This window comes from Nocardia sp. NPDC051052 (assembly GCF_044456045.1).
Lineage (GTDB): Bacteria > Actinomycetota > Actinomycetes > Mycobacteriales > Mycobacteriaceae > Nocardia.
Genome location: NZ_JBITFL010000001.1, coordinates 378,819 through 403,448, shown reverse-complemented (window position 1 = coordinate 403,448; position 24,630 = coordinate 378,819). Strand labels below are relative to the sequence as shown.

Annotated in this window: 15 protein-coding genes; 5 read left to right on the top strand and 10 right to left on the bottom strand. The window is 65.1% G+C overall.

What is annotated here, in order from left to right; genetic code table 11:
• Nucleotides 1–6: 6 nt before the first annotated feature.
• Nucleotides 7–1,560, bottom strand: coding sequence for a tetratricopeptide repeat protein (locus ACIBCN_RS01710; RefSeq protein ID WP_396989536.1), 1,554 nt, complete (start codon nt 1,558–1,560; stop codon nt 7–9).
• 82 nt (nt 1,561–1,642) lie between these two features.
• Nucleotides 1,643–1,888 (bottom strand): LuxR C-terminal-related transcriptional regulator, encoded by a 246-nt coding sequence (locus ACIBCN_RS01705; protein ID WP_396989535.1) that lies wholly within the window; start codon nt 1,886–1,888, stop codon nt 1,643–1,645.
• A gap of 260 nt (nt 1,889–2,148) precedes the next feature.
• On the opposite strand from ACIBCN_RS01705, the gene ACIBCN_RS01700 reads away from it, so the two are divergent.
• The 3 genes from ACIBCN_RS01700 (at nt 2,149) to ACIBCN_RS01690 (ending at nt 5,444) form a co-directional block, all read left to right on the top strand.
• Nucleotides 2,149–2,784, top strand: a complete 636-nt coding sequence (locus ACIBCN_RS01700; protein ID WP_396989534.1) for a TetR/AcrR family transcriptional regulator — start codon at nt 2,149–2,151, stop codon at nt 2,782–2,784.
• Between the two features lie 501 nt (nt 2,785–3,285).
• On the top strand, nt 3,286–4,188 hold the full coding sequence (locus ACIBCN_RS01695; RefSeq protein WP_396989533.1) for an SGNH/GDSL hydrolase family protein: 903 nt from the start codon (nt 3,286–3,288) through the stop codon (nt 4,186–4,188).
• 11 nt (nt 4,189–4,199) lie between these two features.
• Nucleotides 4,200–5,444, top strand: a complete 1,245-nt coding sequence (locus tag ACIBCN_RS01690; RefSeq protein ID WP_396989532.1) for an acyltransferase family protein — start codon at nt 4,200–4,202, stop codon at nt 5,442–5,444.
• Here ACIBCN_RS01690 and ACIBCN_RS01685 read toward each other — a convergent pair.
• Together ACIBCN_RS01685 and ACIBCN_RS01680 are read right to left on the bottom strand one after the other, a co-directional pair.
• Nucleotides 5,411–6,637, bottom strand: coding sequence for a serine hydrolase domain-containing protein (locus ACIBCN_RS01685; protein WP_396989531.1), 1,227 nt, complete (start codon nt 6,635–6,637; stop codon nt 5,411–5,413). The two genes, ACIBCN_RS01690 and ACIBCN_RS01685, sit on opposite strands and share 34 nt — an antisense overlap.
• A gap of 5 nt (nt 6,638–6,642) precedes the next feature.
• Nucleotides 6,643–8,682 (bottom strand): hypothetical protein, encoded by a 2,040-nt coding sequence (locus tag ACIBCN_RS01680; protein WP_396989530.1) that lies wholly within the window; start codon nt 8,680–8,682, stop codon nt 6,643–6,645.
• Nucleotides 8,683–8,927: 245 nt separating this feature from the next.
• On the opposite strand from ACIBCN_RS01680, the gene ACIBCN_RS01675 reads away from it, so the two are divergent.
• Both ACIBCN_RS01675 and ACIBCN_RS01670 read left to right on the top strand, forming a co-directional pair.
• On the top strand, nt 8,928–9,599 hold the full coding sequence (locus ACIBCN_RS01675; RefSeq protein ID WP_396989529.1) for a hypothetical protein: 672 nt from the start codon (nt 8,928–8,930) through the stop codon (nt 9,597–9,599).
• Nucleotides 9,600–10,610 carry a protein phosphatase 2C domain-containing protein gene (locus ACIBCN_RS01670; protein WP_396989528.1) on the top strand — a complete coding sequence of 337 codons (1,011 nt, stop codon included), beginning with the start codon at nt 9,600–9,602 and terminating at the stop codon, nt 10,608–10,610.
• Nucleotides 10,611–11,743: 1,133 nt separating this feature from the next.
• Here ACIBCN_RS01670 and ACIBCN_RS01665 read toward each other — a convergent pair.
• From ACIBCN_RS01665 to ACIBCN_RS01640, 6 genes are all read right to left on the bottom strand, one after another.
• A complete protein-coding gene (locus ACIBCN_RS01665) occupies nt 11,744–13,675 on the bottom strand; it encodes a hypothetical protein (RefSeq protein WP_396989527.1) in 1,932 nt (643 codons plus the stop codon).
• Nucleotides 13,676–13,887: 212 nt separating this feature from the next.
• Nucleotides 13,888–14,808 (bottom strand): helix-turn-helix domain-containing protein, encoded by a 921-nt coding sequence (locus tag ACIBCN_RS01660; protein ID WP_396989526.1) that lies wholly within the window; start codon nt 14,806–14,808, stop codon nt 13,888–13,890.
• A gap of 124 nt (nt 14,809–14,932) precedes the next feature.
• Nucleotides 14,933–15,238 (bottom strand): WXG100 family type VII secretion target, encoded by a 306-nt coding sequence (locus ACIBCN_RS01655; RefSeq protein ID WP_396989525.1) that lies wholly within the window; start codon nt 15,236–15,238, stop codon nt 14,933–14,935.
• Between the two features lie 28 nt (nt 15,239–15,266).
• Nucleotides 15,267–16,076, bottom strand: coding sequence for an ESX secretion-associated protein EspG (locus ACIBCN_RS01650; RefSeq protein ID WP_396989524.1), 810 nt, complete (start codon nt 16,074–16,076; stop codon nt 15,267–15,269).
• Nucleotides 16,073–18,619 carry a hypothetical protein gene (locus tag ACIBCN_RS01645; protein ID WP_396989523.1) on the bottom strand — a complete coding sequence of 849 codons (2,547 nt, stop codon included), beginning with the start codon at nt 18,617–18,619 and terminating at the stop codon, nt 16,073–16,075. Before ACIBCN_RS01645 ends, ACIBCN_RS01650 begins: the two co-directional genes overlap by 4 nt.
• On the bottom strand, nt 18,612–24,626 hold the full coding sequence (locus ACIBCN_RS01640) for a hypothetical protein (protein WP_396989522.1): 6,015 nt from the start codon (nt 24,624–24,626) through the stop codon (nt 18,612–18,614). Before ACIBCN_RS01640 ends, ACIBCN_RS01645 begins: the two co-directional genes overlap by 8 nt.
• Nucleotides 24,627–24,630 lie beyond the last annotated feature (4 nt).

Here is a 24,630-nt window from a genome sequence, read left to right as displayed (position 1 = left end):
CACGCCTCACCACACCGCGACCGGCGCCGACAATCGATCGATGCGCCCATACAACGCCTCCACCCTATCCGCGTAGCGATCGAGGGCGAGGTGGCCATCGGGCATCAGCAGTCGGGGCGGGGCGATCATCGGCAAGATCGCACCGGCTACCAGGCGGTGCCCACCCGACGAGTGCGCGGCGGTGTGCTCGTCGAGGGGCATGGCGATCGGCAACTCGGCACTGCCGATCCGCGCGAACTCCGATTCGGCATGGATTCGCTCGTGCCCGGTGATGCCCACGTGCACACCAGAATTGATGGCGGCCTCGACCAAATCCGCCACCAGCTCGCAGTCGCCGAGTTCGGCAGCCCATTCGAAGAGCGCGGACCATCTGATACCGAGAACGCGGGCCCACGCCTGCCGCGCCTGGGCCCTGGCGAACTGGAACCGCCCCGCGTCCAGGAACAGCACCGCGGGCACCACCAGCGACAACCCCGCACGCAGCCCCTCGCGCCATTCTGGCGAACCGGGCGCGCTCGACCTGGCCGCAAGCGCGGCCGACAGTCCGCGGTTGATATCGCACCACGCCACCTTCTCCGGCAGCTCGAGCTCGACGTAAACGGCACGGGCATGCGCGAAGTCGCGCTCGGCGCGCCGATAGTCGGTCGAAGACCTATGCACCACACCGAGATTCAGCGCGCAATCGGCTGCTCGCTCGGACAACCCCAGCTCCACGAAGACCCGTCGAGCCCGCCGGTGCGCCAAGCCTGCCATGTCATAGCGCTGCGCGATCTCGTAGACGATCCCGAGATTCTGATCGCATTCCGCCACCGCCTCGGCGCGGTCCAGCGTGGCGAATTCAGACCGCGCGCGCCGATAAGCCAGCTCGGCAGCCCGATAGCGCGTCATCGACTCATACACGACGCCGAGGTTCAGGTCGCATTCGGCGACGCCTGCCACCGAGCCCAGCTCGGCGAACACCGCTCTGGCCGAACGATGAGCCTGCTCGGCCAGCGCATACCGACCTGTCGCCTCGAAGACGTTGCCGAGCCCCTGCATCGAGTTCGCGGCGTGCTGCCGCCTGCCGAGCTGGTCGAATGCCGCACGCGCGGCTTCGAATGCGGCTTCGGCCAAGCTGTACCGTCCCATTCCCGCGTACGCGACGCCGAGCCCATGGGAGCAGTCGGCGCCCGCCGCCGCCCACGAGGTCCGCCGATACAGCTCCCATGCCAGGACGTAGGCGCACTCGGCTTGGCGATAGCGGCCGGTCGTCAGCTGGATCTTCCCGATATTGCGCACGCTGTCGGCGGCGCCCCTGAGGTATCCGATCCGCACGCACCGGCGCAGCGCGGCGCAGAACGACCGCGCCGCGGCGTCGTATCGACCGGCCGAGCCGTGCGCGATCCCCCGTTCGACGAGTGCGTCGAGCTGCCGCGCGTCCTCGCCCGACGGCCCGGATAACGTGCTGGCACAAAGCATCTGCTCGAACTCCCGGACAAGATCCGCAGCGGCGGCGTCGACGTCGCACACGACATCGGTCAGCCGCGCCGCCAGGTCGGCCGCGGACACGTCGTCGATCATGCGGTGCCACCTCCCCGGACAAGTCTGCGCCACCACCGAAGACGACGATGTCGGCTGTTCGATCGACTGGTCGCGATACCGGTCATATCTCGTCCAGCGTGATCAAGCCGTCCTGGATCGCGCGGGCCAGCAGCGCCGCCTTGGTCGTCGCCGGACGGCCGACCTCGGCATACTTCCGGCGGACGCGGGCCAGATGCGTATTGACGGTGCCGATCGCGACGAACAATCGCCTGCACACCTGCGATTTCGTGTCACAACGCAGCCAGGAGACCAGCACCTCCACCTCCCGTTTCGACAGTTCGGGACGCCGGTAGGCGAACGCAGTCATGAACCACCCGCTTTCTTCGAAGCGCCCATGCGGCTGGTGCCTGCGACGCTCGCTGCGGCCCCACACCGCAGATTACATATTAGACTCCACTACAACTTGTATTCAAGTCTGGTTTGTGTGACACGTCTTTACCAGTGCATATGCGATCACCTGTCGACCGCGATCTCGACTCGATGTCAATCGAACTCCATTGCATCCAGATTGGGTCAGACACCAGTTTGGTCTCCGCCATAGGCTGGATATGTGTAACGTCAGTTGACATGAGCTCTCCACTCGACGCACGCCAACGCAGCGGGGAAACGAAGCGTCAGCGCACGCGCGGCGCGCTGATCACCGCGGCCAAGGGGCACTTCGCGGCACGCGGATGGCAAGCGACCCGGGTCGAAGACATCGCGCGCGACGCCGGGGTGAGCGTGGCGACCGCATTCAACCACTTCAACAAGCAGGCCCTGCTCGGCCACGTCTACGCGCCGCTGTTCGAGCCACTACTCGCCGGCGCGACAGCGGATATCGAGCACGAGACGGATCCGACCGAGGCGCTGACTCGTCACGTCCGGGAATTCGCGGCCATCTGCCGCAAGCACCAGACCCTGACTGTCGCCCTGCTCGCCGCGGTCTTGGAGCAGACCGTCAGCGTCAGCGGCCCGTCCGCCATCGGCGACGAGAGCGACGTGCGCAACATCGTGCCGCTGCCGAAACCGATGATCGATCTCATCGCCTATGGCCAACGCGCACACCGCTTTCGCTCCTACCCGTCCAGCTCGGACGCGGGCGTCTACCACACCAACGCCCTGGTGTTACGCGTCATGACCCGGCCGAAGGAATCGGCCTCGACCACCGCGACGCTGGTACTGAGTCAAATGCTGCCGGCGTTGCTGACCGACTCTGCTCAGTAGGCGGCACCGAAAGCCGGGACGGCTGCTCAGTATCCGGGGCGCGGTTCGAATCCGGGATCGGAAAGCGTTGGTGGCGCTGCCGGTTCGGGCTTCGGCGGCGCGGGCTGGACAGTCCGCGGGACAGCTGCGGGTGCCTGCGCTATTTCTGGCGCCTGAACTATTTCTGGTGCCGGAGCCGATGCCGCCTGCGGCACACTGGTCGGCGGAGCGGGCTCAACCGACTCCGGACCGGCGGAGGCGGGTGTGGTCGACGACGCACCGGCCGCCGGAGCCGGTGATTCGACGGCGCCGGACGGGGGCGGTGCCGATCCACGGTCCTCGCCGCAGGCGACCAAGGCGACCGAAACGACGCCGATCGCCACAACGAACCGGAGACAACGCCTCTTCACGACGGGCTGACGTGTGGTGGCCACAGGGTCAGGGTAGCCATGACACGCGGCCGCATCTGTCGTCCGTTCAACCGATTGTGCGGCATCGCACCGCCGCGAATACTCGACTCCGATGAGGTCTCAGCAATGGAAGTCGTTGGCGGCAGCGCTATTTGCCGTCGCATCCGTGGTCGCCCTGCCCACCTCGGTAGCGGCCGCGGATACCGAGGGAGTGTCACTGGTCGTCCTTGGAGATTCGTTCACCGCGACCGCACCCGTGCTCGGCCAGGCCGATGACGGGTGTGTGCGCTCACCGTCGTCATGGCCTAATCAGCTCGCGGGGACAGCCGGAATCCTCGGAACCGCCGATTTCCTCGATGTGTCCTGCAACGGTGGCACGCTCGACACCGGCGGTGGCTGGACCCTGGTTCACCAGGCGCGAAAAGCGGCCGCGCAGGCGGCATTCGGCCCGGCGACGCGCGCCGTACTGATTCAGGCAGGCATGAACGACGTGTGGGGACGATCGAGCGGGACCGCGTTTCCGTCGACCGATTGCCTGCTCAACCTCGCCCAAGGATGCGGACTCGACGCCGCCGACCAAAACCGGCTTCCCGACTATCGGGCAGTGACCGGCGCGGCGTACGCGAACCGAATCCGGGAAGTCGTCGAGTTCGTCCGCTACTACGCGACGAACAGCAAGATAGTGCTCGTCGGATACCCGGAGATATTCGCCAGTGGTCAGCAGACGGCCTGCATGGACCTAGTCGGCATCGGTCGCGTCGTCCAGCCGCACGCCGAAGGCTATCTCGCCTATCTCGACCGACTGCAGGATGCGCAGCGGGACGCGGCCGGGCAGCTGCGGATCGACTTCTTCGACGCACGCGCTGTCACCGCGGGCCACAGCAGTTGCTCAGCCGAACCGTGGATCAGTGGCTTGGCCGGCGCGGACTCACCGTTCGCCGGTGCTCCCGTCCACCCCAATGCCAAAGGCAACGCAACGGTCGCGGCAGGACTGGCGCCTCAGATCGGCCGCTGAGAGGACCGAAGATGGCCTCGCACAACGGATCTGACAACTCGCCGGGTACCGTCCTGCCCGCGCTCACCGGCGCCCGCTGGTGGGCGGCGTTCGCGGTATTCGTGCTGCACGCACTGGTCTTCCTGCCGGTCTACCCCTTCCAGAAATCGGAGCTCTTCCGCACGATCCACCAGTTCGTTCCGATGCAGTTCGGCGCGGCCGGCGTGACCTTCTTCTTTGTGCTGTCCGGATTCGTCATCTACTGGTCGTTCCGGCCGGGCACCCGGACCCGGCTGTTCTACCGGCGCCGGATCTTGAAGGTCTACCCGACGCACCTTGTCGCGGCGACGGTATTCATCGTCGCGGCCGGTGTACCGCTGTCGCGCCTGGTGGTCTGGGCGCCCAACGCGCTACTCGTGCATACCTGGGTGCCGAAATGGACCACGATCGGCGGACTCAATGTCCCTTCGTGGTCGCTGTGCGCGGAATTGGTGTTCTACCTCAGTTTTCCGCTTGCGCTCCCGCTGATCGACCGTATTCCCGGGCACCGGCTGTGGTGCGGCATCGCGGTCCTGCTGATCGGCATCCTCGCTGTGCACACCTGCTTCTACCTGTGCGTCGATGGGCCGAAGGGCACCGCGAATGTGTTCGCGCCCAGGCTGTTACGCGGCGACGTCTCGCCGTCGTTCGAGATACACGCCGCACCACAATGGTTCGCGCAACCTGACATCCCCGTTTCACCGTCGTATTGGCTCAGCTACACGTTCCCGGTATCACGCTTACCCGAGTTCTACCTCGGGGTGCTCGCCGCACGCATGGTCGGCGAGCGGATCTGGCGAAACACGCGCCTGCTGCTGCCCTTGGCGGCACTGGCCGCCGCTTACGTCGCGACGTGGTACGTGCCCGTGAACTACAAAATGTCCGCACTGCTCGTCGCGCCGATGACCGCGGTGATCGCGACTCTCGCGGCACGCGATATCGCGGGTATCTCCGGCCTGAATGCCACCCGGCCGATGGTCTGGCTCGGCAATATCTCCTATGCCTTCTATATGATCCAATTTCCGGTGATGGTGATCATCACGCGGCTCTTCGTAGGCGGGCACCGGTTTTCGTTCGGTGGCTGGCTCCTGTGGGCGCTCATCAGCCTCGCCGCCTCGGTACTCGCCGCGGCAGCGATCTATCAGTGGGTGGACCAGCCCATCATGAAGCGCTTCGCCGGCAAACGAATCCGCGATCGGGTCGATCATTCGCCGTTCAGCTTGCGGACGATTCCATAGGCGATCTCGTTCGCGGGCCGACCGCCCGCGGGTCCGTCGCGCACGGTACACAGGACAACTATGGTGAGGTCGGCGACCGGGTCATAGCCCATGAATGTCTGGAAACCCGGTATGGCCCCGTCGTGACCGATCATCGGCCCGAACGACTCCAACCCGAGGCCGTACCGGATGGTCGCCGGATTGTGCCGGTCCAGTGGTTCGGCGCTGTCGAGTCGTTGCCGCTGCAGTTCCTTGCCGAGGAGCTGGTTGCCACCGACGAGCGCGCGAACGTATTCGGCCAGATCGGCCGCAGTCGAAATCGCCCCGCCCGCCGCCCAGATCCAGGATGGGTTCAGGCTCGTCACATCGGTCGGCGGCAGGGTACCGGCCCTGGTGGCCGCTATCTCACTGTCGGACAGCCTCGGCGACGCGAGCGACGATACGTTGGTACCGAACAGATAGCCGTGCGGGGCGGGCGACGGGATGGCCGCGTCACCGCGCGCGGGAAAAGTGGTCTTCGACAGGCCGAGGGGCTGGTAGATCCGATCAGCGAGCACTGTGCCGATATCCGCACCGGTCAGCTGCTGAATGATCAACGCCAACAGGATCGTATTCGTGTTCGAGTAGCGAAAGTCCTTGCCCGGCAAAAAGTATGGCCGGTGGGACAGTCCGATCCGCAGCAGTTCCTCGGGCTGCCACACCCGGTCCGGATCGTCGTCCATGGCTTGGGCGACCGACGGCGACTCGTTGTAGCTGTACAGTCCGCTACGCATATCCAGCAACTGGGCGATCGAGATCTCGGCGCCGTCCGGCACATCCGGCCGGTACTTCGATACCGGATCGTCCAGCGCCAGCCTGCCCTCGCGAACCAGTTGCAGTGCAACGGTGCCGACCATGGTCTTGGTCGTCGATCCGACCCGAAAGTAGTCACCGACCGTGACCGGATCGCGCTGCCCGATCGTCCGCGTCCCGAACGCGTGCTGCCAAGTGGCGCTCGGGGTCCGCACATAGACCACGGCGCCCGGAACGACCATCAAGTCCATCACACCCGCGACGATCGGAGTGACCGCGGCGTCGATATCCAATCCTGGCGGCCTGATCTCGGGCGTCGAATATTCGATCCTGCTATTCGCGACGCCGACCGACGCGTAGGCGACGACCAGGGCGAAGCCGAGCCGCACCCACCGCCGATATCCGATGTTCGTGGCAGTCATCGCGTTCAGTGTCCGATCACCGAGAGCGTACCGTCGTTGAAGTTGGTGACATAGACGAGGTGATCGGCCGCGTCGACGGCGATACCGTGCGGGCGGGTGCCGACCCGGACGGTGCCGCTCACCGCCGCAGTTCCGCTGTCGATGACCGAAACCGTGTTGTCCGAACGGATGTCGTCCAGACCGTGGTTGGCGACGTACACCGACCGCGCCCGCGAATCGACCGCGACGCCCACGGGCCCGACTCCGACTCGAATCGTCGTGACGACGGTGCGCGATCGGGTGTTGATCACCGAAACAGTGCCGTCGGCATGGTTGGTGATGTAGGCAGTCCCGGCGTCGGTGTCGATAGCCACGCCCCACGGCTGGTTTCCGACGTTGATGGTGGCGACCACCGTCAACGCGCCGGTGTCGATCACCGAGACCGTGTGATCGACCGCGTCGGGCGAGCCTGCGTTAACCACGTACACGCTGCGCGTTGCCGGATCGACCGCCACGCCGTACGGATGGCGGCCCACCGGAATCGTCGCGGTCACCATCCGGGTGCTGGTGTCGATCACCGACACTGTGTCGGCGTCGAAGTCGCTGACGTAGGCGGCATGTGACGCGGTATCGACGGCGACGCCGTATGGTCCCGCCCCGACCGGAATGCTGCCTACGACAGCGTGCGTCCGGGTGTTGATCAGCGACACCGAGGCGCTCCCCGCATTCGTCGCATAGGCGATCCCCGCCGCCGGGTCGATCGCTATCGCCGCAGGCTTCGCGGTACCCGCCGGGCTGACGGTGGTGACACCGAAGTCGGTGGTCCGAGTATCGACCGCCGACAGCGAGTTGCTGACACTGTTGGTGGCGTAGGCGGTCGACGCGTTCGGGTCGACCGCGACGCCCCACGGTTGCGCGCCGATGCCGACCGTGGCGATTACCGCCGTCGCGGGAGCTGTCGCGACGGCGCCGCGCTGAACGGTCGGACTCGCGCTATTACCGCCAGATGTCTTGTTGATCAGGAAGATCGCCAACACGACGAGCAGGACAGCGGCGACGGCGCCGACCTTCACACCGGGACGGTCCAGCAATCCGCGCGCTGGTCGTGTCTGGCGAACCGGCACCGTGGCGGCCCGAGGCGTGGCGGTCGGAGCCGGCGGACCGGGTGCGAAGTTCAGTGGCCGTGCGGAACTGAAGTTCACTGGGCGCGTTGATTTTTGGTTTTTGGGTGCGGTGGAGGTCGCGATGCGGGCGGCGGCGGTGAGGGCCGGTACCCAGTCCGCCGGTGTCGGCCGGGTGGCCGGTGCGGATGAGAGTGCCGCGCGGACCAGTTGGCGGACCGCAGCGGGGACCTTCGACGGGAGCCGTCCTGGGTCGCGCGTGCTTTGGTCGCTGACCAGGAGTCGCAGGGCGAGCAATCCGAGTTTGTAGGCATCGGACTGCGCGGTGGCGAGTTCCTCGCCTGGATTGATCTGGCGCACTTCCCAATCGGGTGTCTCGACCTGTTTTGCGACCGACCGGGACTGAAAACGCATCGCATCGCAGTCGATGAAATATACCTTCCGCTCCGGATGCAATGAGAACAGCAGGTTCTTCGGTGACATATCTCCGACAGCGATGTGATGGCTGTGCAAGATCGTCAACGCCTGCGCGGTTGCCAGCAACAGCTCGTAGCGGTCGCGCTCGGTCAATGGAATACCTAGCCGAGCCAGGAATCTGTCACCGTTGAGCAGATGTTGGAACTCCGCGGGTTTCGACTTGGTCCCCGACGGCAGCATCATTTTTATGAAGAACTCATCCGGAATGACCGGCATCACAAAGCCGGTCACCGTGGTCGAGGTGTCCTCCTCGACCAGTCGGCACGGCCAGGCGGCTCGCGTCAGCAAATCCATCCCGTCGGCGAACGGCAACGACTCCAAATATGCGGGCATCTCATCGAGCACCGCCACATTCAACCCGGGCCGCACCACAGCCTTGTATTCCTTGTACACCAACGACTTCGCGAACGACATCCGGCAATCCGGCGCCGTGAAAACCACGCCCTGACCACCCTCCGCCAGCTTCATCAGCGCACCCAATCGCGCTCGCTTCAATCGCTGTTTCGTCGTTACCATCCGGCCCCTTTTCCATTCCTTCGCAGCCGACCCACGACAGCGGACGATACCGCGATTATCCCCTCCGCCGGACCGCTGAACATACCTTGTCGATTGAACGAACGACAGTGAAATCCGTTGGCGCACGCTACCGTTGGGAACATCGCTGAGCTGCTGTTACCTGCTGGGCGGATCCAGAAGAGAGGTTGCGTGGCCACATGAGCGAACCCCGGGCGACGATTCTGCCGGTGTACTTCGTGGCGGACGAGTCGTATTCGATGAGTAATGACGTCGGCGATCTGAACATCGGCTTGACGAGTCTGCTGGACGCACTACAGAGTGAGTCGATGGCCGCGGCCAAAGTCCGTTTCTGCGTGCTGGGGTTCTCGGATACCGCGATCTGCTATCTGGAACCGGCCGATTTGCGGCAGATCGATGCCATGCCGGAATTGACCGCGCGCGGCTCGACATCGTTCGCCGCCGCATTCGACGCGCTCACCACCCGAATCCCGCAAGACATCGCCAAGCTCAAGTCCGACGGCTATCTGGTGAACCGGCCCGCCGTGTTCTTCCTGACCGACGGCGCACCGAACGGCGGTGATGGATGGGAAGCCGCGCACACACGCCTCACGAGTTTCCCGGCGCGGCCGAATATTCTCGCGTTCGGCATCGGCCAGGCCAACGTGGATGTCATCAGGATGGTCGCGACGAGTCCGCAATATGCGTTCATCACCGCGGCAGGCACCGATACCGGGGTGGCGATCTCGAAGTTCATCACCGCGCTGACCCAGTCGGTGATCAACTCGGGGCAAGCGCTGGCGACCGGGCAGGCATCGCTACAGGTTGCGAAGCCCGATGGTTTCGTATCCCTCGCCGTGGATACCGTGTAGATGCGATTTACCAAAAAGAAAGAAAAGCAACCGGCCGGCGACGCACCGGCCGAGCTCGCGGTCACGAACGAAGAATCCGACGACGCGGCCGAGGTCCCCGATCCGGTCCAGGTGGGCTGGCCGTCGAGCGACCCGATCGTGGTCGGCGAGCCGACGGCTGCCTTCGAGCCCAACGCGGTGGGCGAGGAGTATCGCCGGACGCCGTATCGGCCGGACACGCTGATCGACGGGTGGTCTCGCGGCTCGTTCACGATCAGGGCGGCATCGGCGCGTGGCCACCTGCACCGATACAACGGGGCACCGCGCCAGGACGATTTCGCCGTCGCACTGCCCAACGATCACGATCGTTTGATCGTTTCGGTCGCTGACGGGGTGTCCGCTGCCTTGCAGTCGCATATCGGCTCGACGACGGCCGTGCGCTATTCGGCTCAGTGGCTCGAGGAGACCTCACCCGACGACATCGCAGGCATCGACTGGCATTCGCTGTTCCAAAACACCGCCTGGAAGTTGACTGAACTTGCCGCATCCGTGCTTTCGCTGCCGGAGGCGAGCGCCGAGCAGGCCGAACAAGCACTGGCGACGACCCTCACCTGTGTCGTCTGCGAACCGCACCCGGAAGCGGGCTTGTCGGCGTACGTGGCGGGTGTCGGCGACTCCGGAGCGTGGATTCTGTCGGACGGCCATTTCACCCAGGTCCTCGGCGGCAAGCAACCCGCCGAGTCCGGACTGTCTTCGTCGGCGGTCAGCGGATTACCGCGCGTCCCCCCGGAGATCGAGGTCGTCAATGTGCTGATCGAACCGGACGAAGTACTGCTGGTCGGGACCGACGGTTTCGGCGATCCGCTGGGCGGCGGAGACGGCGCCGTCGGATCCCTGTTCAAATCCTTGCTCCACGGCCGAGTACCGACCCTGATCGAATTCGCCCACACCCTGGACTTCTCGCGAGAAACCTTCGACGACGACCGCACACTGGTAGCCGTGTGGCCCACGAAACACATTGGCATACACTAGATTTCGGCCTGGAGTTGACGGATGACGGTAGCGACGCAACGACTGAAGCGGTCACAGCTCGGGCCGTTGCTCAAGTTGAGCGAGGGCGGCCAAGGGGTGGTATACCCCGTCCCAAGCGTTCGATTGTCGTTCGCGAAGTCGTTGGTGTACAAGGAATACAAGGCTGTGGTGCGGCCCGGATTGAATGTGGCGGTGCTCGATGAGATGCCTACAAGCTCGGATTGCTCGCCCTACGATTCCTGGTCAGTGATCAAAGCACCTGCGATCCCGGACAGCTGCCGTCGCAAATCCCAACCGTGGTACGCCCACACAGCAACGACCACACCACCAAGAACTCCAACACCACGAACTCTGCCGCCAAGTCTTTCAAGACCGGCATCATCAATTGGTCCGCGACGAGGTTTCGAGCCCCCCCTCCAAAAACCGAGTGCTTCAGCAGGTACCGACCTCGCGGAGCTGTCGGCACGACGCGACCTCGAGCTCGAGGAGGCGGTGTGGACCGCGTTCCAAGTCTGCGCCGCGGTCGAGCACATCCATGCGCGAGGTCACGTCCACGGCGAGATAACCCCGCGCAATATCCTCATTTTGCCATCTCCGATCCCAGCCGACTGGGTGCCGATCGGCATCGATGGCTTGCCTGAGCGCCTCCGAGTGGCCTCCGCTCGCGGCTTCTGTCAGACACCCAAGGTTGGTTTTGCAAAGATAGCCGAGCTGCGAGATCATCTCAGCCCGTTGACAAATCGGCATATTTCCGTCGTCTTACCAGGAAATCCGGTAGTCGCACTCCATGGCATTCGAACCCATCCATCGTCGCGCACAGCTTCGGTACCTACACCCTCGGCAATGCGCTACTTCGATACCGCTACCTGCGATTCGATAAAGTATTTTTGTGCGGTTCGATTCTCCCGGCGACGTTCCCGTAGGACCTCCTGATCGAACGGGGACAGGTCCACGCGGTTCGCAACGAGTATCTCGACATCCCCGTCGTGGCACCGCGGTACCAGAGCCATCCATACGGTCTCTACTGCGCTTATCTGCTGCTGATAGCGGCTTGCGCAATGGCGGTCATCACGATTTCGTGGTGACCGGGCCGGTGTGGGACGCGCAGATTGCGGAGGCATCCGGTACCACCGTTACGGCTGGTATCGGGTGCTGCCCTCGATCGGGTGGGTGGTGCTTATCAGCTTCGCGTAGCAGTGGTCTCGGTCGAAGCCGTGGTCGGCGCACCATTGGATCGCGCCTTCGGGGGTCTGGTAGGCGGTGCCGGCAATGGTGATCCAGAAGTCGGGCGAGTTGAATGTCGACCAGGCGCCGGACCACAGCAAGCGTATGTTCGGGTACTGCTGTCGCAGCAAGAGATGCTCGCGCAGGATCTCGGCGTGGTGCCAGGTGACTCCTTCGGCGACGAGGCCGAAACGTTTCGAACTGAGCTGCGGTACCCAGCGATCCGCGAGATCCGGCAGGACGGTGGATCGGTCTGCCTCAGCGGTCGACTGAAGTCCCGCCAGGCTCATCGCCTCGACGTATCCGGCATCCGGTGGTGCTGCCGCAGCGGCTGCCGTCACGACCCCGCCGGACGACGAGCTCACCACGCTCAGAATGCCCTGGCTACCCGATTCGTCCACGGCGACCGACCAATTCGCGCTGGTGGGGAGGGTGTCCGCCGACCGCCAGAACTGTCCGGCGGGGAACCGGAAGACCCGCTGCGTGGATCGGGACGACGAAGGCATCGGCACAGGGGCGGCCGCCAGGTCGAAGGCCGCCGAAGCGACGGTGTCCGAGCCCATCGAAATCGTCACCTGAGTGTGGCTCGACGACAGCACGTCACCGTCGGGGCAGCCGGCGACGATATTGAGGGTGACATCAAGCGACTCACCCGCGGCTGCGGTTCGTGCGACCGAGAACTTCGGGGGGACAGCGCATTTGGCGCTCGGTAGGGATACGGCGGGCTCGGGATTCGGGTTTTCGCCGCCGCTGCCGCCGCTGCCGCCGCTGCCGCTACCGCCACGATCGAACAAGAGGACCCCGGCGGCGGCCAGTGCGGCAACGACGGCCACCGCCGTCAGCCGCCACCGCCGCGACGGCCCTCGCCGCACCTGACCGGACGGGGGCACCGGGACCCGCTGAACCGGCTGCCGCCAAGGCAGGTGAGTGGGCGGCACCGGCCCCGTGACGACCGTGATAGGCGTCGTGGTTTGTGGTGGTTGCGTCGACGCCAGGCTGACAGCGTCGGTCAGTGCCGATACCCACTCGGCCGGGGTGGGACGCGATGCCGGAGTGGGTGACAGCGCCGCCTCGGTGAGTCGGCGGATCGCGGTCGGCACGTACGAGGGCAGCCGGTCGGCGTCGCGGGTGCTCTGATCACCGGCGAGCAGCCGCAACACGAGCAGGCCGAGCTTGTAGGCGTCGGACTGCGGGGTGGCCAGTTCCTCACCCGGGTTGGCGGCACGCACTTCCCAATCGGGCGTCTCAACCTGGTTGGCGACCGTGCGGGAGCCCAATCGCATTGCGTCGCAATCGATAATGTAGACCTTCCGGTCCGGCTGTAGCGAAAACAGCAGGTTCTTCGGTGACAGGTCACCGATCGCGATCTGGTGGCCGTGCAGAGTCACCAACGACTTGGCGGCCTGTATCAGCAATTCGTACCTATGCCGGTCCGTCAGTGCGATATTGCGCCGGGCCAGGAAGTTGTCGTCATTGAGCAGATGCTGGAATTCGGCGGTGGTCGACTTCGTCCCCGAAGCGACGGACATGGTGATGAAGTACTCGCTCGGGATGGACGGCATGACGAATCCGATGACCGCGGGCGAGGCATCCTCCTCGACCAGCCGGCACGGCCACGCCGCTCGCGTGAGCAGATCGATGCCCTCGGTGAACGGCAACGATTCCAGGAATGCCGGCATCGCTTCCAGTGCCGCTACATTCACCGCGGGCAACACTTGCGGCTTGTACTCCTTGAAGACCAGTGCCGCCGCATACGCCATATGCGCATTCGGCGCGGTGTAGACCACGCCCTGGCCACCTGCGGCCAACTGCTGCACAGCGCCCAGGTCCGACCGTTTCAATCGTTGTTGCACCATCGTCGGCCCATCCCTACTCCCCGATGGGCCACCCTGGGTATTTCATGAAGAAACCGCACGGCAATGCCTTTCGCCGGCTCCGAATAGTCGCTACGAAGCGTTGCGTCGATTCTCCCGCTTCCGATCGGGCACCGGCAGTCGTGCGATCGACCGACAGCCATGGGTAATGGAAAACTCGGGCGGTCGAGGGAAATGGATCAGGTTGCGGTGCGGGCGTATTCGGTGGGGGTCAGGCCGTAGGCGCGTTTGAAGGCTCGGATGAAGTGGCTTCGGTCCGCGAATTGCCAGTAGGCGGCTAGTTCGGAGACGCTGAGGCGGTTGCGGGAGGTGAGGGCGAGCCGGGCCTCTTGCAGGCGTCGGTGCTGGATGTAGGCGGCCACCGATTCGCCTTCCGCGGCGAATGCTCGTTGCAGGGTACGCAGGGAGACATTCAGTTCGCGGGCCAGCACCGTGGGGGAGAGTTCGGGATCGGCGAGTCTGCGGTCCGCGAGGTTCTTTGCCGCTTGGGTGAGGGCGGGGGCGAGTCGGGGTTCCACGTCGTCGAAGTGGCCAAGTGCCACCGCCTTGAGCAGTTCGAGCATGGCGTTACCTGCGGCTTGCCTGCCGGCCGGGCTGAGGTCGGCTATCGTCGCTCGGACCATTTCCGCGTGGGCCAGCAGCAGCCGAAGCTCGGCCGAGTCCGCGGGTCCGGCGATCATCCGGTTGCGCAGTAGCGGTTCGAGTGCGGGCGATGGTGTGGTGACGACGACCTTCGCCGCGGTGCCGGGCGCCATGTCCAACTGCGGCGGCCGCTGGAAATGCTGGAGCAGGAACTGCCCGGCCGACACGGTGTGCGCACCGTGACCGGACGGCCCGAGCACCGTGTAGGCGCCGCGCGACACCACGTACAGCTGGATTTCCTTGTCCGTCTCATCCAACGGGCGCGTGGTCGAGATGCCCGACGCGCCATGGATATCGACCATCAGCACGTCCTGCATCAGGATCGCGTGCACCTTGACCCGGAAGTCGTCGGTCGTGGCCGCGTCGAAGGTGGGCAGTGCCGGCCCGAGTTTCGCCTCCCAGCCACGCCGATGCGCCTCGAATCCCGGTACCTCGGCGTCCGGGAGCGTGGAGTCCATGGCGAACTCCGCCGCGCTCCCGGTCACGGGTCGACCGCGACTGGATGCTGTCACGACAGGTATTACGTCTCGGGACAGCGTCCCCCGTCAAGGATCGGGCAGGATTAGTGCTATTTGTTCACGGTCAGGATGCGCCGTCCATGTTGTCCATCTTGGTCGCGGCATCGCGCATGGCCTTGTCGAACTTCACTGCCGAATCGGTCATGTTGTCACCGCCGGTGAGCAGGCTCTTCGACGACTTCGTATAGCCGCTGTCGCCCTTGGTGAACTTGTCACCGTAGTCGTCGGTGCCCCACGGCTCGCCCTGCGCGTTCAGGTTGTTCTTCAGCGTGCTGATGATGTCGCCGGTCCTGCGGCCGATCCCCTCCATCTTGGCCGCGGCCTGCCGCAACCGCGCGGTGTCCACGTGAATCCTGCCATCTGCGGGCATGTCACTCTCCTGTCTTGTCGATCCGAATTCAGTATCGGTCCTCGGGACGTCCCCACTCCCAATGGGTTTCGAGACGTTCCATCAGATGGTCGATGTCACGCTGCAGCCGGTTGACCAGCTGCTTGCGGCTGGTGCCGACGGCGATCGGGGCCTCCTCCCGCGACCAGACATATCGCCCGTCGTCGGCCACATCGCGCCACATCAATGTCGTCTCGTGGATCCCCCGCGGGCCGAACCGCGATCGGCCCTGCACCACGGCGATCATGCCAGCGCAGTCGGCGGTTCGCTGGAAGAACTGCTCGGTGCGATAGGTCGGCCGATCTTCGATGTCGTCTCGGATGAAGCTGAAATTCTGGCTCGACTCGTCCTGATCGGGCGAGTCGGTCACGATCGGAATGTCGCGCTGCCGACCGGCTTCCACCTTCGGCAGCGCCCGTACCACCGCGACGACCAGTTCGTGCGGATGGCATTCGGTAATAGTGACCATCGGCGAGTCGTAGGTGAGTTTTCCCGGCGGCTGCTTGAAGAGGTACCCCAGCGCACCCGACCTCGCGGCGTGCAGGTTCAGGTGCTTTTCGGTGTTGAGAACGTCCTTCTCGTCCCAGGTGCTTGCCAGCACATACAGTTCGGGCGTGCGCAGCACCTCGATCACGCTGTCGAACGAGCCGTCGAGTCGCCGCCGCAGGTCTTCCCATGTCGCTTGTTTGCGCCGTTCCAGCTCATCGACCAGCACCACCTCGTCGCTGACGAAGAGGAACGGCACTGGCGGCGGACCCGCGAGGTAGCGCTCGCACAGGACGATGAACTCGAGCGCGGTGAATTCCCATTGCTGGGTCACGGCTCCACCACCGGCTTCGACCGCTCGATGTCCGGCCCGAGGACGCTATCCATATTTTCCTCCGAGTCGAGGAATTTGCCCCGCTTGTACTCGCTGCTCGCGTTGTGCGCGCCGGGGCCGGGGCCCGGCCCGAGCGGCATTCCGGAAGACCCGGCATTCGAGGATGCGGAATGCATCTGCTGTCCCTCGATGGCGGGCGTGATCGCCGCCCGAGGGAACAATTTCGACGGCTCCAACGGGGCGTTGTGCGTTGTCAGCGGCGGATGCAGATTGCCACCCGGGCCAGGACCCGGGCCGGGACCGCCACCGTGCGCCGGTAGTCCCGCACCATTTTGCAGCGCCGTCATCATACTGTTCCCTATCGGAGCGTCCACGTTCATGGGATGCAGTTCGCCGATACCCGGGATGCCGAGCATGCCGTTGGTCGCCAGACCGGCGAGCATGTCGGTGCCGGTCTTGATGACATCGCCGATCGTCTTCGTGACGCCGTTCAAACCGTCGGTCAGCGTCTTGAGCAGATCCGCACCGCCGGGAACCTGGGGCAAAACCTTTCCGAGATCGCGCAATGTGTCCGGACTCAAGTTCCGCAAAGTCTCCGCGTCCAGATTCTTCAACGTTTCCGGGCTCAACGTCTTCAACCCCTCCGGGGTGAGGCCGCCGATAATGTCCGACCCGAACTTCTTCAGCTGCTCGGGAGTCATGTTCTGCAGCAGATCCGAACCCAGCTTCTGCAAGCCCTCCGGCGTCATCTGCTTCAACAACTCCGGACTCAAACCACCGAGCAGCTCTTTCCCGATCTTCTGCATCGTTTCCGGGCTCAGATCCTTGAACGGATTCTTGCCCTGCAGCAGTTGATCGAGCAGTTCCTTCGGAGTCTTCGGGGCCGGCTGACCCGGCGGGTTGACCGGTACGTTTTTGACCGGCCGGTTGGGCGACTTGTCGCCGTTCGGATTCGACTGGTTGTTGCCGTACGGATTCGAGTCGCCCTGGTTGCCGGGGCCGCCGCTGCTGCCTTGGCCCGGACCGCCGCTGCTGCCCTGCCCCGGACCGCCACTGCTGCCCTGCCCCGGACCGCTACCGCCTGCGGGCTCGGTGCCCTTCTTGTAGCCGTCCTCGTAGCCAGCCTTGTATTCGGGGCTGTTCTTGTCGATCTTGGGCTGGTCGCTGCCGTTCCCCGGACCGCTGCCCTGACCACCGGGGCCACTACCTTGACCGCCGGGGCCGCTACCACTGCCCTGGTTGCCGGGTCCGCTGCCTTGACCGCCGGGGCCGCTGCCGCTGCCCTGGCCCGGACCGCCCTGGCTGCCACCACCGTTTTTGTTTTTCTCGGCGGTGTCTTTGATCCCCTTCTCGTTACCTTCTTCGAAACCGGCTTTGTAGTTAGGACTGTTCTTATCGATATTGTTGTTATTCCCGTTGCCGCCGCCGTTGCCGTTGCCGCCGCCGTTCCCGTTCCCGTTCCGGTTGCCGTTGTTATTTACGCCGCCTTTGCCATTGTTATTCCCGCTGCCGGTGCCGTTGTTATTCTCGCCGGTGTGGCCGCCGGGCTTCTCCGGCGGCGGACTGAACTTGCCCGCGATGGGTATTTCCGGCATCGCGGCGACAGCACCCGAGATTCCGGCCACATAATACTTCTGATAGGCGTCACGGTACGAATACAGATAAATCAGGTACATAGCGATTCTCGCGCCGTCATCATCTGGCCACTTCTGCCACTCTTCTGTCGGCAAAGCGGCATGCGTATCGTACAGCCATTCCGCGCAATATCTAAGGTTATTGGCGATGTCGGTCAGGCTGTTCGTAAAAGGGACCGTATTGTCGGTGAAGCGCTGCACTGCCTTCATGGCTTGGTCCGCGCCGTCGCCTTGCCACATTCCGGCGGTAATGCCCTTCAGCGCGTCGTTCAGGGCGGCAAAATCTGCGGAAAGCTTGCCGGCCAGGAAGTTGTACATTTCACTTGCGTAGTATGCTTCCTTGTCCTTGTTAGCAATTTCATCATTGAAGAGCTTGAACTTATGGAAGTCCCAGCCTTCACTGGACTGCGGCGTGATCGTTGTGCTGGTATCGACGGTGGACGTTTTCGGCGGGTCCGCCTTGCCGTCCTTGGGGGAAAAATCGGTTTTCGGCGGTGGATCGAGGGGTACCGCATCGACAGTCTGCAGGTCACCGATCTTGTAGAAGGCGTCGGTGTTCTTTTTTTCGGCCCGCAGATAGTTCCCCATCGCGCTCTTGAACGTATCCCCCATATCCTCCATCGTCCACCTCAGAGTGTCGAGGTCTTTGATGACCTCGTTAGCCTTACGGTTGAACCATTGTGAGAGAAGTCCCCCACTCGGCTCGATTTTCGTCCATTCACTCAAATCGTTCATTTTGGTATTATCGACAAATTTCTGATATCCCTGCAGTTTGCCGATCATCTCGAGGCACTTGTTCACGAGTTTGGTGGTGACCGCCTCATCGAAATTCACAGTATTGAACTTCAACGTCTGTTTATCCGCGCTGCCGCGGAGGTCATGCCAGTCGTTCCGAATGGTGTCAGCCATCTGTGGTACTCCTCGTGGTCTGTGTGTTGGTTCGCCTGTCGATGACCGGTTCGGTTACTGAGCTCGAAGCTTCGACCGCGAACGGCACATCATCGGTGGATTCGTCGGGACCGGCGCGCTGCTCGGGCGCATCGAACGGCGAGGGCAACAGGAACGGTTTCGGCGGCTTTCGCTGCTTGTCGTTCTTCTTGCGCGGCTTTCGCTCCTGCTTCTTCGGCGATCCGGGGAGACCGCCGGGCGGTGGCACTGCTGCCGCCGGGGCACCGGGCGACGGCGGTGCTCCGGCGGGCGAGGACAACCCGGACGCCGGATGCCCGTCCTGCATCGGCGACATGGGCGGCCGCCCCGGCATGGTCGATTGCGATCCATCTCGACCCAACGCCGAGTTCCCGTGTTGTTCCGGGATTCTCGACTGCCCATCGGGTCCACGCGTTTGATCGCCAGACCCCGGCGTTCCCGAATGCCCATCAGACCCTGGCGCTCCCGAACGATCGCCAGATCCCGGTGTGCCCGAATGTCCATCGGACCCTCGCGTTCCCGAATGATCGCCAGCACCGGGCGTGCCCGAACGATCGCCGGTATCGGTGCGACCTGATGGGTCCGCGGCATCCGAGTTCTTCTCGGCACCGGGGGCATCGGCGTTGTCACCGACGCCGGGATGCTCTCCTGGCCCTCGCGCTCCCGAACGATCGTCGGAACCCGTTGTGCCCGAATGATTCTCGGAGCCTGGTGCACCCGAGCGGTCGCCAGGTTGCGCGCCCTGTCTTGGCATGTCCGCGTTGTTCCGGCCGTCGGGGTTGTTCGGATCGCGCTGTTGTTGCGCGTCCGTGTCGCGCTGCGAACCGGACCGATCCGACTCGCTGCCACCCTGCTGGTTCGGTGTACCCGGCCGCTGCGGTGCGACCGAATCCTGGGTGCCCGAGTGCGATCCGGCGCCGGGTCGATTCGCGGACCCTGGCTGGTTCGTCGCATTCTCCTGGCCGAATGCGCCGGATCCCGAACCACCTGTTCCCGAACCCGCGGCTCCCGAACCGCCAGGTCCCGAACGGCCGAGTTGATCGAGTGCCCCGCGCAGCGCGGACAGGTCGGGCGGAGTCGATGCATTCGCGCCGTCGGACAGACCGCTACCGGGACCGAGGCGCAAGAAGTCCGGCGACGGCTCGTCCTGGCCGTTGGACCCTTGGTCCGTGCCCTCCTCGTTCGAGGACGCGCCGTCCGTGTCCGGCGACGGCACATCGCTAGCACCGTGCAGGTTGTGGAGCATCTTCGACAGCATCTCGGGATCGAGTTGCGGCGGTGGTGGCGGCGGTGGCCGCCGGTCTTCGGGCGGCGGTGTCCGGTCGTTGCCCGACGAGCCGCGACCGTCACCGGAACCGCCACCGTCATGGGGACCGGGGCCGGGGCCGCCGCCAGTGCTTCGACCGCCGTTGGAGTCGCCACCGTTACCGAGACCACCGGAGTTACGGTAACCACCGGAGTTGCCGGGACCGCCGGAGTTGCCGACTCCGTTGCCGGAGTTACCCGGCCCCGGATTGCGTTCGTACGGACCAGCATTCGACGAGCCCCCGCCGCGGGGGCCAGGACCCGACTGATCGTGCACGTACGGATTCGGCGGACCCCACTGATCTTGATCCGGCGGACCCCAGTTGTCCTGATCCGGATCCCAGTTGTCCTGGTCTGGATCCCAGTTGTCCTGATCCGGCGGACCCCAGTAATTCCGATCCGGCGGATCCCAATCGTCATTGTCCCGATCCGGCGGATCCAGATTGAACAAATCCGGCGGTACGTCTTCCTTCTCCGATCCCGGCGGAATAAAGTCCTCGGCCCTCGGCCCGGGCGGCGCGGTGTACCCGCCAGGCAACGGATCGTCCTCCTTCACCTGACGCGGCCGGGGGTTGGTGGACAGATCCTCGCCGTCGACAGTCGGGCGCTTCCGGTCGGCCGGTGCCGCCTCGTTCCCGTCCTGATCGGTGACGTGCACCTTGTTCTTGTCGTCGACGGTCCAGCTGGTGGCGTCCGGCCTGCTGCCCCACGAGGTACCGTCCTCCGCGGTGACCCGTACCGCACCGTCGCCGCGGATCTCGTGCGTGTCATTCTTCGGGTCGTTGACGAAAACCGTTCCGTCCCTGCGTACCCCACGAGCCACACCGTTACCGTCGGTGAACGAGGCGCCGTTCGGTCCGATCTCGGAGGTCGTATTGTCGGCATGGTTGACCTGGAAGCCGTTGGGGGTCCGCTCCAGCGTCGCGCGGTTGCCCAGATCGATCGGTTCCTTCATCGACCGCGTCTCGGTACGCCCGTTCGGCTCGGTGATGTGCACCGACCCGCGTGGACCCCGCTCGTAGACTTTGTCGTCGCTCCCGAATACCTTGACACCCTTCGGCGTTGACTCCAGGCCGATTCCGTCGGGCCGCTCCATGTGGTAAATGCCGGGCTTGTGCGGGCCTTCCTGATCGAAGCCGCCGAGCCTATCCCGCCACCCGATCTTCAAGGTGTCCTTCACGTCGTAATGGATCACCGTGTGGTCGGGGTGCTCGGTCCGCCCGCTGCCCGGCACATTCGTGGCCTCGAACACCGTATGCCTGGTGTTGTCCGGGAGCTCGACGGTCACGTTGTTGTTGTGTTCGACGGTCTGCTTGGTCCCGCTGGGGCCGGTGATCACGGTCGGCTTGCCCGGGCCGGACTCGACCACGGTTTTGTCCGCCTTGAACACGGTCTTGTCGCCGGTGGGCGATTCGAATTCAGTTGTCCCGTTGCGCTTTATCGTCGTGGTCCAGCCGTCCGGGGACTTCGTCTGCACCCCGCCGCCGTCGAGCACCGTGTGCGAGACCTGATCGGGCCGGGTGAACGTCGGCGACTGCACCCCGGTGCCCTTTTCCCCGGCGCCCTTTCCCCCTGTGCCCTTGTCCGCGGCGCCCTTGTCCCCTGCGCCTTTGTCCGCGGTGCCCCCGGAGTGGGCCGCCGGGCCGGCACTGTCCGGGCTGACGAACACGATCGCATTGTCGGCACCGATCTTCAGGTGCTGCGGGTCGCCGTCGCGGCCCACCGTGATGTTCCCGTCCCCATCGATCTCGTGTTTGGTGCCGTCCGGAGAAGTGATGACGAAGTTACCGTCCCCGTCGTGGTGCCACCCCATCTTGTCGTTCGGCACGATGTGCACGGTGTTGTCCGGCTTGGTGACGATCACCGGATCGCCCGGCCCGGTGTGCACGGCGGTGCCGTTCGGATCGAACTGCGTCCGTTCGTCCCACGGCGAGCGAAGCTCCGCTCCGCCGTTTCGCTTGACGATCGTTATCGAGTTGTCCCCGGACTTGGTCTGGACCGAGTTGTCCTCCAGCAACGTGTGCTGGGTACCGTCGCCTCGGTCGATAACGAATTCCTCGCGCCGGCCCCCGCCACTCGGTGTGTCGGTCCGCGGAGCGGGTGGCGCCACCGGGAATTCGCCGTCGTGGGGTTTGGGCAAGTATTCGACCGAGCGGTCCGGCCGAATCATCACCACAGTGGGATCGCCGGTCCGCCAGATGAAGACGTTTTCGTTCTTGTCCACCAGGTGCTTGGTGTCGTCGGGCGAGGTGATCAGCGCGTCGCCGTCCTTGGTGCGCGTCCAGTTGGGATGGTCCGCCTCGCCCTCGAGGATCCGACCGCCGCGACCATCCGATCCGGCGTCATCGTGCCCGCGCGGGACCGGGTGCTGGTCCTGCGGAACCGATCCCCGCGGCGACGGCCGATCCCCCTCGGGCCGATGCGGCGTGATCCCGCTGGCGTTCGCCTCCGGCGGACGCTGCCGCGACGGTGGGAGGGCGCTCGCATCCGACCCGGACGCCGGAACGCGCCGCACCGGCGGCTCGTCGCCGGGGCCGGGATTCGGCCCCGGGTGCCGCATCTGCTTCGCGTTGTCCGAGACGGGCGGATGCTGCTGCTGCCCATCGAGATTCAAGCCACCGGGTCGCCGAGACGGTTGGCTCGAACTCACCTCGGACACCGAGGCCGCACGCGAGGGCTGACCCGTCCCTGCCTCGGACACAGCCGACGAACGGGGCGACGCGACCGAACCAGCCTCCGGCCCAGCCGAACGCCCCGGCGTAACCGGGCCACCCTCTGGCCCCGCCGAACGCCCCGGCGGAACCGGGCCACCCTCCGGCCCAGCCGAACGCCCCGGCGGAACCGGACCAGTCTCCGACGAACGAGAGGGCGTGACCGAACCTGTGTCTGACGCAGCCGACGAACGCGGCGGCGCAACCGATTTGTTCGAACCCGCGTCGGACACCGGCCCAGGTGAACGTGATTGTCCCGTAGCGGGATTCGTCTCGGGCGTCTTCGAGTGTGACGACGTCTGGATACCGTCACCGGGCGCTGGCGGCCCCGGCTGGCGTTGGAACTGCACCGAACCGTCGCGACCGGGTGCCGGCTGCGTGCTTGGCTGACCGTCACGGGTCAGGCCGGAACCGCCGGCGGGCCGGTCGCTCGATCCGCTGTGCACCGACGAAGCGCGGCTGTCCCCGAACGGATTCGACGCCCCCGTCCGCGACCCCGTCGCCGCGTTCGAGTTTCCGCTGCTAGCTGTCGAATTCGGGGGTGCCTGGTACCCGCTCCGGTCGCTCCCGCCGAACGCCGAGCGGGGACCCTGCGAGCGCGAATCACCGTTCGGGCCAACGGCTTTCGACCCATTGGCCGGTTGCGTCTGGCCATTCCGGCCGGAATCGGACGGACCGCCGGACCGGTTGCCGTTGTAGTTGCTCGGCGTCACCGAGGGCGGTTGCCTGGTGCTACCCGAGTTCTCGTTGCCGCCCGGCTCGTTGCGCGAGAATCCGTCGGCGAACGGGTTCCGCCGCCCGCCCGCGCCGTTGTTCTCGGTCCACCCGGCGGGGTGGGTGCTCCCGTTCTCGCCCCGCCCGCCGTTCGATCCGCCCGGCCGGTCCTGGATGGGGATGTTCTCGCCGCCGCCCCCGTTTCGGGAGCCGTTGGGTTCGAGTTTGCCAGGGTCGAACGAGAATCCGCCCCTCTTCGGGATATTCGCTGACCCATCCTTCAGCACGTGGAAGTCGATCTCGAAGCTCTTGTTGTCGGGCCGGTTGATGCCGCGGTAACCCTTGACGCCGCCGGTGATGCCGCCGCGCGCCGCGCCGCCGACCCAGCCTGCGCCGTTACCGAACGTTCCGGCCCAGTCGCCGGTGATCATCGCGGCACCGACACTGCCGAAGCCGTATTCGATGACGCCGGAACCCATGCCGACGATCGCGCCGTTGCCTGCCCGCACCCACGGGTTCTTGAGCCTGTCCCCCAGGAATTTCGTCGTCTGCTTGTTGAGGAAGTTGGCCCCGATCCGGCCGAACGGCGCGCCGAGGCCCGCGGAGCCTACCGAGGCCCCGAACTCTTTCCAGTCGAAGTGCTTGCGATGGCCCTTGGCCATCTGACCGAGCTGCACGGCGGCGTCCAGGCCGCCGGAGATCAGCGCGGCCTCGATGATCTTCAGTATCCAATTCTTGGCGAAGCCGGCGAATTTCTCGCCGAATATCTGAACCACCTTCGCCGTGATGCGTTGCTGCAGCTGCCTCGCCAGGGTGCGCACAATGGACTGGGTGGCCACCTCCTCGGCCGCCTGAACGGCCGCCGCGGTCGGCGGAAAGACCCAGGCCCAGGCGATTTCGATGGCCAATGCGACCAGCGAGAGGATCGTCATCAGCTTCGCGGCCTCGATCTGCGTGCCGAAATCGAAGGCGGCGTCGGAGATCTGCTCCATGTAGTGCGCCAGCGTCTCCATCGACTGGTCGCCCTTGAGCATCAGATCGAACATCTCGGCGATGTTTTCGCCACCCGTGCCCTCCGGATAGGCGGCGACCGCGGTGCGTTTGGCGTCCTCGATGTCCGGGATCACCGTCCGCAGCGCCGCGGCGGCGTTCTTGTAGGCGTCCGAGACCGCCCAGGCCTTGTCCTCGTCGCCTTCCGGCCACGCACCACCCGCGATCCACCCCAGCCAGCGCAGCTCAGGTGGCAGATACAGACTCATCCCG